Here is a 14149-nt window from a genome sequence, read left to right as displayed (position 1 = left end):
TTCCGCCCCTACGCGGCTTTTCCCCGTATCAAAACAGGCGTATCAATCGCGGCAATAAAAGTGCCGTACGGCCGTCATGTTAAGGGAGAAACAAAATGCGTGTTTCCATCGTCTTCGGCGCGCTTGCCGCCATGCTGGCGCTCACCGCCTGCCAGACGCTGACGCCGGAAGAGCGTCGGGCGCGGGATGAGGCGACATGCCGGGGTTATGGTTTCCGCCCCGGCACGGACCCGATGGCCGGTTGCCTTCTCGATCTGGAAATGGACCGCCGCGCCGACAACCGCGCCTGGCAGGCGCAGATGAACCGCGACATGTTCTACCGCCCCGTGGTGGTGGAGCGGCGCATCATCGTCCAACAGAACCCCTGACGGGAATGAAGGCGACATTGCTCGCCACCCTGCCCTCATCCCTCTTTGCCGCCAGCGTTGCCTGCGCCGCCGCCAGGCGGGCAATGGGCACGCGGAAGGGCGAACAAGACACGTAGTCGAGATCGGCGTCCTCGCAGAAATGGATCGAGGCCGGGTCGCCGCCATGTTCGCCGCAGATGCCGAGCTTCAGCTCCGGCCGCGTCTGGCGGCCGCGTTCGGCGGCGATGCGGATCAACTCGCCCACGCCGTCGAAATCGAGCGAGATGAACGGGTCGCGCTCGATGATGCCCTTGCGCTGATAGGTATTGATGAAACGCGCCGCATCGTCACGGGAAATACCGAAGGTGGTCTGCGTCAGGTCGTTGGTGCCGAAGGAGAAAAATTCCGCCGCTTCGGCAATGACATGGGCACGCAGGGCCGCACGCGGCAGCTCGATCATGGTGCCGGTCAGATATTCGATCTCCATGCCGGTTTCCTGCGCCACCGCAGCGGCGACGCCGTCTATGACTTCGGTGACGTAATCCAGTTCCGCGCGCAGACCGACAAGCGGCACCATGATCTCGGGCACGACCGGCGCGCCGGTGATGCGTGCTGCGGCAACGGCGGCTTCAAAAATCGCGCGGGCCTGCATTTCGGCGATTTCCGGATAGGAAATGGCGAGACGGCAGCCGCGATGGCCGAGCATGGGGTTAAATTCATGCAGCGCATCCAGCCGCTGGCGGAACACGGTCTGCGGCATGCCCATGGCGGCCGCCACCTCGACGATTTCGCCATCGGTCTTCGGCAGGAATTCGTGCAGTGGCGGGTCGAGCAGGCGGATCGTCACCGGCAGGCCATGCATGATCTGGAAAAGCTCGGTGAAATCCGAGCGCTGCATCGGCAGAAGCTCATCGAGCGCCGCCCGCCTGCCCTTTTCGCTTTCGGCGAGAATCATCTCGCGCATGACGTGGATGCGGTCGCCCTCGAAGAACATATGTTCGGTACGGCAGAGGCCGATGCCTTCAGCGCCAAAGGCGCGGGCGGCGCGGGCGTCGGCCGGGGTATCGGCATTGGTGCGCACGGTCATGCGGCGCAGGCTGTCGGCCCACTCCATCAGCTTGCCGAAATCGCCCGAGAGTTCCGGCTGCGTCATCGGCACTTCGCCCTTCAGCACCCGGCCCGAAGAACCGTCGATGGTGATGACATCGCCGCGTTTGAGCATACAGCCGACGCCGATCAGCACCTTGTTGCGCATGTCGACGCGCATGGAGCCGGCGCCGGTGACGCAGGGAATGCCCATGCCGCGCGCCACCACGGCGGCGTGGCTGGTCATGCCGCCGCGCGTCGTCAGAATGCCTTCGGCGGCGTGCATGCCATGAATATCTTCCGGGCTGGTTTCGATGCGCACCAGAATGACACGGCGGCCTTCGGCTTCCGCCGCAACCGCCTCTTCGGCGGTAAAGACGATTTCGCCCGTCGCCGCCCCCGGCGAAGCCGGCAGGCCGGAGCCGATAATGGGACGCGATGTGCCGGGATCGATGGTGGGGTGAAGCAACTGGTCGAGCGACGAGGGCTCGATGCGGCAGACGGCTTCCTCCTGCGAGATCAGCCCTTCCTCGACCATATCGACGGCGATCTTCATGGCCGCGCGGGTGGTGCGCTTGCCGGAACGGGTCTGCAGCATCCAGAGCTTGCCGCGCTCGATGGTGAATTCCAGATCCTGCATGTCGCGATAGTGGTTTTCCAGCCGCTTGCAGATCGCCAGAAATTCGCTGAACGCCTCCGGCATCAGCTTTTCCATCGAGGGCTTGTCGGAGCCGGAGGCCAGACGCGCGGCCTCGGTGATGGATTGCGGCGTGCGGATGCCCGCCACCACATCTTCGCCCTGAGCGTTGACGAGGAATTCGCCGTAAAGCTCCGCCTCACCCGTCGAGGGGTTGCGGGTAAAGGCGACGCCGGTTGCCGAAGACGAGCCGAGATTGCCGAAGACCATGGCCTGAACGTTGACCGCCGTGCCCCAGTCGCCCGGAATATTGTGTAAATGCCGGTAGGTCACGGCGCGGTGGTTGGTCCAGCTGGCGAAGACGGCGCCGATGGCACCCCAGAGCTGCACGTGACAGTCCTGCGGAAAGGCTTCGTCCAGCTCATCCTCGATCAGCTTTTTATAAAGCGAAACGACATGCTGCCATTCGACCGCCGACATGTCGGTATCGTATTCGTGGCCGAGGCGGCCTTTCTCGTCCTCGAGAATTTCCTCGAACAGCTCATGATCCAGGCCCATGACCACATCGGCATACATCTGGATGAAGCGGCGGTAGCTGTCCCAGGCAAAACGCGCGTCGCCCGCATCGTGGCCCAGCGCCTCGACGGTGCGGTCGTTGAGACCCAAATTCAGCACGGTATCCATCATGCCGGGCATGGAGGCGCGCGCGCCGGAGCGGACGGAGATGAGCAGCGGCGAGTGGCTGCCGCCGAAGGTCTTGCCGGTCACGGTTTCCATGCCGTGCAGGCCGGCCATGACCTGCAGCTTCAGCTCTTCGGGAAGATCGCGGCCATTCTTGTGATAAAGGGCGCAGGCATCGGTTATGATGGTGAGGCCGGGGGGAACGGGAAGGCCGAGACTTGCCATTTCGGCAAGGTTCGCGCCCTTGCCGCCCAATATCGCAACGTCACCTGCCCTGCCTTCGGCAGCACCGTTGCCGAAGGTATAAACCCACTTTTTCATTCCACGCTCTCCACCCAGAAGCGTTGTCATTTTTCTATCATCTACAGCATTGGCGGCACGTTGGAAACGCCGCAACGTGCAGTTTACATCGCAGTGCAGCATAATTGCGGCAAATTGCGCGCAAGAATTGCCGCAAAGGCCGAATAACGGCATGATTGACGCATTCGTGTAGTGCGCTGAACTGGAGTGTTGCCTAAGCCATTCAAATCGCCGACAAAGAGATTATTCATGCAATTTACCCGCCGCCATACGCTTAAATTTGCCGGAATTTCCTGTGCCGCCAGCGCGCTTGCCGGGGCGCTCAGAGCCGAAGGCGCAGTGCCCGTCGCAGGCGCCGCCTCCGCCCTTCCCTTCGCGCTGACGACGCCGATGCATATCGGCCAGGCCGCGCTGCGCGTGCGCGATCTCGACCAGATGATCGAGTATTACCGTTCAGTGCTGGGCATGAACGAGGTGGAGCGCACGGCCAGAGGCGTGACGCTCGGCGTCGGCACCGTGCCGCTGCTCGATCTGGTGCACAAGCCGGCCGCGGATTTCGAAAGCCCCACCTCCGCCGGCCTGTTCCACATCGCCTATCTGATGCCCTCGCGCAAGGATCTGGCGCGCTGGCTGGTGCATGCGGCGCTGAAACAGGTGCCGCTTTCCGGTTTTGCCGACCACAATGTCAGCGAGGCGATCTATCTCAACGATCCCGAGGGCAACGGCATCGAGGTTTACAGCGACCGGCCGAAGGACACATGGGTCTGGAGCGGCCGCGTGGTGAAAATGGGCACCGAACCGCTCGATGTCGACGATCTGGTGAAGCTGACCGATACCAAAAGAAGCGACTACGAGGCTGCCCCGCCGGGAATGCGCATCGGGCATGTACACCTGCGGGTCGGCGAAATCGCCGCCGCCCGCGCCTTCTACGAAACGGCCGTCGGCCTGCAACCGACGCAGGACGCGCGCGCCGATGCCTCGTTTCTCTCTTCCGGCGGGTATCATCATCATCTGGCGGTGAATACATGGAACAGCCGTGGCGCGAAGGAACGCAACGCCATGGAAACCGGCCTCGACTGGTTTTCTCTCACCGTTCGCAACCCCGATGATCTGGAGGCGCAGAAAACGCGGCTGCGGGCCGCCGGTTATGTGCTGGTGGAGATGGAGAATAACGTCGTGGAAGCGATAGACCCCTGGGGCACGCGGTTGCGGCTGGTGCCGGGGTGAGTGGTCCATACGCTCGATACGAAGCGGGTGCCGCAAAAAATGCTCACACAAATTCGTCCGAACACTACAGAGCCTCACCGCCCCCCTTCCTCATTCCTGTGCTTGTCACAGGAATCCAGTCGACGCGCGTCTGCGCGGCGGAAGACTCTTTTCAGCCCAAGGACTTGGGCTGGCTGGATTCCTGTGACAAGCACAGGAATGAGGGAGCCCGCCCGTATTCTTCAGCCGAAAAAGAAAGCCTTGCGAGGCCACGGCAGCGGCCTCGCAAGGCATTCCATCCGGTACAGGAAACCGGATGGTGGGGTCTGTGACGAGCCCTTTGGCCCTTGCGGAAAACATAGCAAAACACCGCGCATTGTCGCTCACCCGAATGGGTGATACGGCCAGATAAATTCGCGATGGTGGGCGAAGGGGAAAAGAAGCCTCAGACGGCTTCGCGCAACTGCTCGGCGGTCTGCAAATCCACGGAGACGAGCTGCGAGACGCCCTGTTCGGCCATGGTGACGCCGAAGAGGCGGTTCATGCGCGCCATGGTGATGGGATTGTGGGTGATGATGACGAAACGGGTCTCGGTGGAGGCCACCATCTCGTCCATCAGGTTGCAGTAACGCTCGACATTGTGGTCGTCGAGCGGCGCATCCACTTCGTCCAGCACGCAGATGGGCGCGGGATTGGTGAGGAAGACCGCGAAGATCAGCGCCATGGCCGTCAGCGCCTGTTCGCCACCGGACAGCAGCGTCATGGTCTGCGGTTTCTTGCCCGGCGGGCGGGCGAGGATTTCCAGGCCCGCTTCCAGCGGATCGTCGGATTCGATCAGCTGCAATTCCGCCGTGCCGCCGCCGAAGAGATGGGTGAACAGCCGCTGGAACTGCGAATTGACCACATCGAAAGCGGCGATCAGCCGTTCGCGGCCTTCGCGGTTGAGGTTCTGGATGCCGGCGCGCAGCTTGCGCACGGCGTCGATGATGTCGTCGCGTTCCTTAATCAGCGCCTCGAGCTTGGCGGAAAGCTCGGCCTGCTCTTCCTCGGCGCGCAGGTTGACCGCGCCCAGCCGCTCGCGCTCGATCTTCAGCCGGTCGAGATCGCGCTCGACATCGCGAATGTCCGGCTTCGGCTGGTCCGGGCCAAGGCCGGTCAGGCGGAACGCCATATGCGGCTCGGTATTCAGCGTTTCGCGGATGCGGTGTTCGGTTTCCTGTCGTTTTTCGCGGGCGGAAACCAGCCGTTCTTCGGCACGGCCGCGTTTTTCGCGCGCTTCGGCCAGTTCCGAAAGCGCGGTTGCCGCCACACGGTCGGCGCCGCGCTGCAGGTTTTCCGCCTCGGCTAGCCGGTCGGCGGCCCCGCGGCGGGCGTCTTCGGTCTTCTGCAATTCGTTGAGAAGGTTGCGGCGCTTCTCGTCGAATTCTTCCGGCGCTATGTCCAGCTCGGCGATTTCCTCGCGCGCCTCTTCCTCGCGTTCGCGCAATGTCGCGATGTGATCGGCCGCACTTGCCGCGCGCGACTGCCAGGTGGAGCGCTCCTGCCCGATTACCTGAATTCTGCGCTGGCGACTTTCCGCCTCGCGGCTCACACCCTCATGGCGGGCGCGGGCCTCCGCCAGAAGGCCGCGGTCGGTCGCAACTTCGAGCTGGCTTTCGCGCAGCCGCAGATCCAGCACGGAAAGATCGGGCGCGTCTTCCATTTCGATGCGGGCGTTTTCCTCCTGAACGGCGATCTCGTCGATCTGCGCGCCGATCTGGTTCAGTGCTTCGGACACGATATCGCGACGGCGTAGAAGATCGCCCGAGGCCCTTTCGGCGGCGGTGAGCGCCTCGCGCGCCTCGGCAAGATGGCGGGTCGCAAGCCGGCTTCTGTCGCGCACTTCCGAGAGCCGCAATTCGCTGCTGCGGATTTCTTCGGTTTTCGCGGCAAGCTGGTCTTCGGCCTCATCCAGAATGGAGCGTGCCTCATCCAGTTCTGTCTCGATTTCAGCGAGGCGGTTCTTCTGCGACAGGCGAAGTGCTGCGGCACCCGGCGCATCGGCGCTGGCTATGTGACCGTCCCAACGAAACAGCGCGCCTTCGCGCGTCACCAACCGCTGGCCAACCTTCAAATGCGGCAGCAGGCGCAGGGCTTCCGCAGTGTTTGCGACGACACCGATCTGCGCCAAAGCGCGGCGCAGGGCTTCCGGCGCCTGCGCATAATCCAGAAGCGGCCTCGCGCCCTGCGGCAAGGCGGGATCATCAGCGCCATCGCCATTTCCGGCCCAATAGGCGGGCGCGGCGGGATCGAGCGGGCTTTCGAGATCGTCGCCGAGGGCGGCACCCAATGCCGCCTCGAAACCGCGCTCCACCGTCATTTCTTCCGCCACCGGTGTAAAGCTGCCATTGGCGGCGGCGCTGGAGGCAAGGATTTTGGTGATGGTGCGCGCTTCCGTATCCAGCGCGTTCAGCCGGTTCCGCGCCGTTTCCAGCGGCGCGCGCGCCAGCGCTTCGGCGGAACGCGCCTCGGCGACGGCGGCCTCGGCCTCCTCCGCCACGATCAGGGCATCCTCGACCGCGATCTCCGCCGCCTCGACCGCTTCGCGCCGTTCGGACGGGTCGGGAAGGCCGGAAAGTTTTTCGTCGATGGCATCGATCTCGGCGGATGCCTCCTGCGACTGCCGCTCCAGCCTCAGCTTGCGATCGGAAAGATCGCGGATCGCCCGCTCCAGTTGCTGACGGGCGGCGGAGGCCTCGGCCCGTTCGGCGGTTATCGCGGTGAAGATGGCTTCGCTTTCCGCCAGCTTGATAGCGGCGGCTTCGAAGGCTTCGCGCATTTCTTCGGCATGGCGGCCGGAATCGGAGAGGATTTCGAGGAGTTCGGCTTCTTCCTCATCCAGCCGCGCCAGTATCTGGGCATTATCGGAGACCAGCCGTTCCTCGCGGATAATGTCCTCGCCAAGCTGCGACAGGCGGCGCGCCAGCTCATCGCGGCGGCGCAGCAGGCGGTTCGCCTCGTCATCCAGCTGGGTGCGGGCGATCTGCAGGCGTTGCAGGGCGGCGGCGACGCGGGCCTCGTCCTCGCGCAGTTCCGGCAGTTTGAGGCTGGCGATTCCCTGCTGCTTGGCCGCTTCCATCTGCGCCTGCGCTTTTTCGGCGACGATGTTGGTGGCCTGATTGAGCGCGCTTTCCGCCTCCCCCTCGGCTTCCTTCGCCTCGACCCAGCGGATGTGCAGCAGGGTAGCTTCGCGGGCGCGGATATCGGCTGACAGCATCTTGAAACGGTTGGCCTGCCGGGCCTGACGCTTCAGGCTTTCGATCTGGCTTTCCAGCTGGGCGGTGACGTCTTCCAGCCGCTCCAGATTGGTCTCGGCGGCGCGCAGGCGCAGCTCGGCTTCGTGGCGGCGGGAATGCAGGCCGGAAATGCCGGCCGCCTCTTCCAGCAGCTGGCGGCGGGCCTGCGGCTTGGCATTGATGAGTTCGCCGATGCGCCCCTGCCCCACCATGGAGGGCGAGCGCGCGCCGGTGGAGGCATCGGCAAACAGAAGCTGCACATCTTTGGCGCGCGCCTCCTTGCCATTGATGCGGTAGACCGAGCCGTTTTCGCGCTCGATGCGGCGTGTGACCTGAATTTCATCGGCATCGTTGAAGGCGGCGGGCGCGGTGCGATCGGAATTGTCGAGATAAAGGCCGACTTCGGCTGTGTTGCGGGCCGGGCGGTTGCCGGAACCGGAGAAGATGACGTCATCCATGCCGGATGCGCGCATGTTCTTGTAGGAATTTTCGCCCATCACCCAGCGCAGCGCTTCGACCAGATTGGACTTGCCGCAGCCGTTCGGGCCGACGACGCCGGTAAGCCCCGGCTCGATGATGAATTCGGATGGCTCGACGAAGGACTTGAAACCGATGAGGCGGAGCTTGTTGAACTTCATGCCGCCATGCTCCGGACAGAAAAACGGCAATAAAAAACGGGCGAACGGAGATATCCGCCGCCCGTTCCTTTGAGGGTTCGGCGATCAGAGCAGCTTGTCGATGACAGCCGACATGGTTTCAACCGACATGTCTCCCGCGTATTTCTTGCCGTTGATGATGAAAGTCGGCGTGGAGTTGACGCCGAATTCCGTCGCACCGCGTTGCATCGTTGCGTTCACATCATCCAGAAGTTTCTGGTTCGTCAAGCAGGCCTCGAAAGACTCCTGTGAGAAACCGGCCATTTTCGACATTTGCAGCAAAGCGGCGCGCGCATCCTGGGCGACTGCCCAGCTCTGCTGCTGCTTGAACAGCATGGAAACGAAGGGGAAATACTGACCTTCCGGGGCGCAGCGCGCCAGCATGAAGGCGGCGGCGGCGCGCGGATCGAACGGGAATTCGCGCAGCACGAAATAGACCTTGCCGGTATCGATGTACTTCTTCTTGATCTCTTCGAAGGTCTTGTTGTGGAAGTTGGCGCAGTGCGGGCAGGTCATCGACATGTATTCGACGATCTTGACGGGTGCGTTGGCATCGCCGAGCGCGGCTTCCGGCAGCGGGCCGGGCTTCATCACCGCAGCCATATCCACATCGCCGGTGGATTCAGGCAATTCCTGCGCCTCGGCGATACCGGGCGTGAAGGCAAACGGCAGGGCCGTGGCAACGGCGGCAAGAGCAACGCCGCCGAGGAGGCTGCGTCTGGTAATATTCAATTCGGAAATCGGCATGGAAACACCCGTGTTGATTTGAAACTGCCTGATGCGCAATTCGCTAACCCGATACCACCAGCACCGGCAGCGCGACAAGCGGGCTCTGGAACTTCCTTGTCAAAGAATCGTGACTTCGAGAAGGCGAAAGCGCAAAAACAACGAAGAGAAACAAGCCCTGAATACAGAGGGTGCGGGCAATGGTCGCAGCAAGCGCCCCTTATGACCTCAACGCGATAGACCAAACTGGATTTCGATATTGTGATAAGACGAGCCGTGCCCGTTCCAGCCGTGATAAATTTCACGGCTCTCACCCGAGAAATGGTGGCGAGACATTTCTATCTCCGCAACCAGCGGGGCATATCCTTTGGTGAATAACGATCTCAGTGATCCTTGATGCACCCTGCTTGCAACGATGATTGGTTCGAGATGATGAAGCTCGATTGTCTCATCCCACTGCACGGGTTTTCTTATCGGGCGGCATATCTCCCAGTCAAACAGGGATTTGCTATCTCTTGGCAGGTTGTGGGAAATGAAAATCCAAGGCCCATCGGCTTCCAGGCGGTGCTCGGCGAGCTGCCTGTCTATGATTGCCGAATATTCGGCAGCAGCCTGTCTGACATCGGGTATCCGCAGGCGTTGACCAAAACGCACAACCCACATTTCTGGTGTTTCCTTGATTTCCATCGGCATACTCCTTTGAGCCATGGAGTAATTCGGAAATCGTCGGCCAACAAATTGAAATCGAGAATGAAATTCTATTTACCGCGCAATCAGAAGCCACCTCTGAAATTTCGTCCTATTTCAAACTTCGTTGCGGTGGCTTTTTCTGCAATACCGCCGTGCCCAGCCTCTCCACCGCCTTGCGCAGCGCCTCGCTCTCGATGCCGTCCATCATGTCATCGAGACGTTTTGCCGCATCGCCGCGCAGGGGTTGCGGTTTGCGTCGGCGGGTGATGGTTTGGGACACCGGTTTCTGCACGATCCTGATCTGACGCACCGCCGGAAAGCCGAAAAAGCCGTTGATGCGGGCAATCAGTTCGCCCTGCGCATGGGTGAGAAACAGGGCGCGCGCGCCTTCGCAGGCAATCGTCAGCACGCCCGGCTGATAGCCGCCGCGATCCGGCCCCTCGTCGCGGCGCGGCCAGGTGATCTTTTCCGGCCGGGTGCAATCGGCGAAGTCCTCGCCGGCGATCTCGTCCCAGGAGCCGAGCAGTGCTGTGTTGATGCCCGCCCGTTTCGACAGCACGGGGTCCATGATGCCGTTGGCGACTTCGGCGATCTGCACGACGCCTTTGCGGAATGAATCTGCGGGTTTCTTCATGCTCTCCTCGACAGAGGCCAACTGACCTCAAGCGGTCGCGCCATCGTCATCTTCTTCTCCGCGCAACAATGCGCGAAATCGTCGCCAGTCCCGGCAGGCGCCCAAGCGTATCATTCCCGCCACCAAACATCCAAAGAGGAAATAGGCCCCAGCCAAAAACTTCAGATGCGATATTCCCGGCTTATCCGACATAACGGCAATCACCAACATGCAGGTGAGCACGATGGAGAGGTATATCCACAGGCCATGGCAGAAAATCGCCCAGAAACCGGATTCGATAATTCGAAAGCGGCGCGAGGGCTTGCCTCTCATCTTCTCCAGTTCACGGACTTCGCCGATCAGGCGGGAAACCACAAAGGCCACGCTGTTCTGACGCCCGAAACACAGACGGCCAATATGGTTCAACAGGCTCCCAATCAGGCACAGGGCCAACAGAACCCCGATAACATAAAGCAGCGGTTGGGGTATATTATCCAGCAGCGCATTCAGCATGGGGCTCTTCCTCCAAAATCGGATCATGGGTTTCGATGTCGGGCATTCGTTGCCGGATGCGGTTTTCCACGCCGCCGCCGCAGGCTGCTGTTGCAGATTGCCGTGCCGTGTCTATGTTCAGCGGCGATGAACACACATACGCGGCAACACATATCACATCCGACAGCGGAACAACTTCTCGCATGGTACGACCGGCACCATCGCGAACTGCCATGGCGCACGTCTCCCGCCATGGCGGCACGGGGAAAACGCGCCGATCCCTATCACGTCTGGCTGTCGGAGGTCATGTTGCAGCAGACGACGGTGCAGGCGGTTAAACCCTATTTCCTGAAGTTTCTCGCCGCCTGGCCAAGCGTCAGCGATCTGGCCGCGGCGCCGGTCGAGGATGTCATGGCGGCCTGGGCGGGGCTTGGTTATTATGCCCGCGCCCGCAACCTTAAAAAATGCGCCGAAGCCGTGGCGCGCGAGCATGACGGCATCTTTCCGGACAGCGAAGAGGGCCTGAAGCAACTGCCCGGCATCGGCGACTACACCGCCGCCGCCGTGGCGGCCATCGCGTTCAACCGGCAGGCGGCGGTGATGGACGGCAATGTGGAGCGCGTCATCTCCCGCCTCTTTTCAATAGATGCCCCCCTGCCGGGCTCAAAGCCCGCCATGAAAGAGAAGGTGGCCGAGCTTACCCCTTCTGACCGACCCGGCGATTTTGCCCAGGCGATGATGGATCTCGGCGCGACGATCTGCACGCCGAAGCGGCCGGCCTGCGCGCTCTGTCCGTTCAACGGCCACTGTCTTGCACTTGCCCATGACGAGCCGGAGCGTTTTCCGGTCAAGGCGGCGAAGAAGGCCAAGCCGGTGCGGCTCGGGGCTGCCTTCGTGGCGGTGAATGCGAGCGGTGAAATCCTGCTTCGCCGGCGCATCGAAAGCGGGCTTCTCGGCGGCATGACCGAGGTGCCGACAACGGCATGGACCGCCCGCATGGACGGCGGCACGGAGGCGAGCCATGCGCCCTTTGCCGCCGGCTGGCAGGCGGCGGGCGTCATCGTGCATGTCTTCACCCATTTCGAACTACGGCTCACGGTCTATCGCGCACAGGTGCCGGACGGCCTTAAAGTCGGCCCGGATGACGGATGGTGGGAGCCGGTTACAAATCTTGACGCACAGGCGCTGCCAACGGTGATGAAAAAAGTCATCGCCCAAGCTATTCCATCCGCATTCGATGAACGCAGGAAATTTCGATGACCAAGATTGAGCATATCGTATTCGACATCGGCAAGGTGCTGATCCACTACGATCCGCATATTCCCTATAGCCGCCTCATTCCCGATGCCGACGAGCGCCAATGGTTCTTCGAAAACGTCTGCACCCATGACTGGAACCTCGAACAGGATCGCGGACGCCGCTGGGAAGATGCCGAAGCGCTGCTGGTGGAGCAGTTTCCGGAGCGGGAAGAGCACATCCGTTCCTTCCGCAAATTCTGGCACGAGATGGTCTCGCATTCCTATGACGACAGCGTCGCGATCATGGTTGCGCTGATCGACAGCGGCTACGACGTGACGATGCTGACCAACTTCGCTTCCGACACCTTCCGCGAGGCGCAGAAAATGTTCCCCTTCCTCACTTTGCCGCGCGGCGTCACCGTTTCCGGCGATGTGAAACTGTTGAAGCCCGATGTGGCGATCTACGATCTGCATGCCAGGGAATTCGGCCTCAACCCCGCCGCCACCCTCTTCATTGACGATACGCTCGTGAATGTCGAAGGGGCGAAAGCGGCGGGCTGGCAGGCCGTGCACTTCACCGGCGCGGAAAAGCTGCGGCAGGATTTGCGGGAATATGGAGTGGAAGTCCGATAAATTCCCAGATCGGGAAAAGAAATTGGCGCAGGCGGAAATGGCGGTCTCCGGCCTGCGCCAGTCCTGCCGCAAGCGGCATCGGACGCAATGTTTTTGTGATTTTTCCGAACCGGATTTTCACAACCACTGCTCTGATTTGAGACAGTATTGCCGATCTCTTGCGCGAAACTTGTCTTGCTAAAATAGGATACTCGAAAATACCAACGCCCGACACCGAAGTGCCGGGCGTTGGTCGTTCTCCTTCCGGGACTGAAGGTACTAAACCGGACGGAGACGTATCCTGGCAAGGGCGGGCGGTGGATCGTCCGTCTCCAGCCTCTACGGCTTTTGACTATTCAGCCTTTGCCATTTCACTGCGGATGATCGCTCTCAGATCGTCGATCGGCTTCAGCGCGTCGCCGTCTTCGAAATGCCAGAAGGTCCATCCGTTGCATGCGTCGAGACCCTGCACCTTCGCGCCGAGGCGGTGAATGGAGCCGGCGGTCCCGCCGGATGCAATCGTACCATCGGCACGAATAATGGCGCTATAACGGCGTCGTGCATCCGTCAGCACCTGGCCCGGGCGGACGAGGCCGCTTTCCACCAGCGTGTTGAAGGCAACGCGCGGTTCGGCCTTCTTGCCGGTCATGACGGTCAGTTCCGCCTTGCCGAGCGGCTCGACGGCGGCGATGCGGGCGGATGCCGCGTCGATATAATCCTGTTCGCGCTCGATGCCGACGAAGTGACGACCGAGACGTTTTGCGACCGCACCCGTGGTGCCGGAGCCGAAGAACGGGTCGAGCACGATATCGCCCGGCTTGGTGGAGGCCATGATGATGCGCGCCAGCAGCGCTTCCGGCTTCTGGGTCGGATGCACCTTCTTGCCGTCGTCGCCCTTCAGCCGCTCGTTGCCGCTGCAGATCGGGAACAGCCAGTCGGAGCGCATCTGCACATCGTCGTTGGAGGCCTTCAGCGCATCGTAGTTGAAGGTGTAGTTCTTGGCTTTCGGATCGCGGCTGGCCCAGATCATCGTCTCATGGGCGTTCTGGAACCGGCGGCCCTTGAAGTTCGGCATGGGGTTGGTCTTGCGCCAGACGATGTCGTTCAGGATCCAGAAATCGAGGTTCTGGAGCATGGAGCCGACGCGGAAGATATTGTGGTAGGAACCGATGACCCAGATGGTGCCGTTCGGCTTCAGGACGCGGCGGCAGGCGAGCAGCCAGGCGCGGGTGAAGGCGTCATAGGCCTCGAAGGAGGCGAACTGGTCCCACTCGTCATCGACGGCATCGACCAGCGACTGATCGGGCCGGTGAAGCGTGCCGCCAAGCTGGAGATTATAGGGTGGATCGGCGAAGATCGCATCGACCGACTGGCTCGGGAGGGCATCCAAGGCAGCGACACAATCACCTTTGATGATGCTGTCTTTCCAGGCGTCGCTCTCGCCCGCACGATCAAAACCGGCACGCCGAAAATCGGCCAGCGGAAAAACTGCTGCCATTGGTACTCGCTCCATACGCTTACTCTCTACTGATGCTTATGGTTACCGAAGATGGTTATCAAAGCCTGAACAAGTCACGGAAAATGCGAAAT

12 protein-coding genes are annotated in these 14149 nt (G+C 61.7%); 4 read left to right on the top strand and 8 right to left on the bottom strand.

The features are described from left to right. Positions 1-95: 95 nt before the first annotated feature. A complete protein-coding gene (locus tag ACQZ60_RS03850) occupies positions 96-368 on the top strand; it encodes a hypothetical protein (RefSeq protein ID WP_035260597.1) in 273 nt (90 codons plus the stop codon). On the opposite strand, the gene ppdK is transcribed toward ACQZ60_RS03850, so the two are convergent. Then, positions 346-3072, bottom strand: coding sequence for a pyruvate, phosphate dikinase (ppdK, locus tag ACQZ60_RS03845; RefSeq protein WP_059754071.1), 2727 nt, complete (start codon positions 3070-3072; stop codon positions 346-348). The genes ACQZ60_RS03850 and ppdK overlap by 23 nt on opposite strands. A gap of 228 nt (positions 3073-3300) precedes the next feature. Here ppdK and ACQZ60_RS03840 point away from each other — a divergent pair, with 228 nt between their 5' ends. Further along, positions 3301-4278 (top strand): VOC family protein, encoded by a 978-nt coding sequence (locus ACQZ60_RS03840; protein WP_035260602.1) that lies wholly within the window; start codon positions 3301-3303, stop codon positions 4276-4278. A 424-nt stretch (positions 4279-4702) separates the two neighbouring features. On the opposite strand, the gene ACQZ60_RS03835 is transcribed toward ACQZ60_RS03840, so the two are convergent. From ACQZ60_RS03835 to ACQZ60_RS03810, 6 genes are all read right to left on the bottom strand, one after another. Next, positions 4703-8170, bottom strand: coding sequence for a chromosome segregation SMC family protein (locus ACQZ60_RS03835; RefSeq protein WP_035263003.1), 3468 nt, complete (start codon positions 8168-8170; stop codon positions 4703-4705). Between the two features lie 84 nt (positions 8171-8254). After that, complete coding sequence (locus ACQZ60_RS03830; protein ID WP_003520487.1) at positions 8255-8935, bottom strand: DsbA family protein; 681 nt, start codon at positions 8933-8935, stop codon at positions 8255-8257. 207 nt (positions 8936-9142) lie between these two features. Continuing rightward, positions 9143-9601 (bottom strand): hypothetical protein, encoded by a 459-nt coding sequence (locus ACQZ60_RS03825; protein ID WP_035263012.1) that lies wholly within the window; start codon positions 9599-9601, stop codon positions 9143-9145. A 112-nt stretch (positions 9602-9713) separates the two neighbouring features. Continuing rightward, positions 9714-10238 carry a DUF721 domain-containing protein gene (locus ACQZ60_RS03820; protein WP_448734784.1) on the bottom strand — a complete coding sequence of 175 codons (525 nt, stop codon included), beginning with the start codon at positions 10236-10238 and terminating at the stop codon, positions 9714-9716. Positions 10239-10265: 27 nt separating this feature from the next. Continuing rightward, a complete protein-coding gene (locus ACQZ60_RS03815) occupies positions 10266-10730 on the bottom strand; it encodes a hypothetical protein (protein ID WP_035263001.1) in 465 nt (154 codons plus the stop codon). Beyond that, the gene (locus tag ACQZ60_RS03810) at positions 10708-10944 is read right to left on the bottom strand and encodes a hypothetical protein (protein WP_269314890.1); all 237 of its coding nucleotides are present in this window, start codon (positions 10942-10944) and stop codon (positions 10708-10710) included. The genes ACQZ60_RS03815 and ACQZ60_RS03810 overlap by 23 nt, the downstream gene beginning before the upstream one ends. Between ACQZ60_RS03810 and mutY the strand changes: the two genes are divergently transcribed. Together mutY and ACQZ60_RS03800 are read left to right on the top strand one after the other, a co-directional pair. Further along, complete coding sequence (gene mutY / locus ACQZ60_RS03805) at positions 10857-11969, top strand: A/G-specific adenine glycosylase (RefSeq protein WP_448734783.1); 1113 nt, start codon at positions 10857-10859, stop codon at positions 11967-11969. The genes ACQZ60_RS03810 and mutY overlap by 88 nt on opposite strands. After that, positions 11966-12580, top strand: a complete 615-nt coding sequence (locus tag ACQZ60_RS03800; protein ID WP_448734782.1) for an HAD family hydrolase — start codon at positions 11966-11968, stop codon at positions 12578-12580. The genes mutY and ACQZ60_RS03800 overlap by 4 nt, the downstream gene beginning before the upstream one ends. Positions 12581-12911: 331 nt before the next feature. Here ACQZ60_RS03800 and ACQZ60_RS03795 read toward each other — a convergent pair whose 3' ends face one another. Beyond that, positions 12912-14057 (bottom strand): site-specific DNA-methyltransferase, encoded by a 1146-nt coding sequence (locus ACQZ60_RS03795; RefSeq protein WP_035262992.1) that lies wholly within the window; start codon positions 14055-14057, stop codon positions 12912-12914. Positions 14058-14149: the final 92 nt, after the last annotated feature.

Source organism: Agrobacterium sp. 22-223-1 (assembly GCF_053522385.1).
The sequence above is the reverse complement of the archived record's forward strand: the minus strand, read 5'-3'. Positions and strand labels throughout refer to the sequence as shown.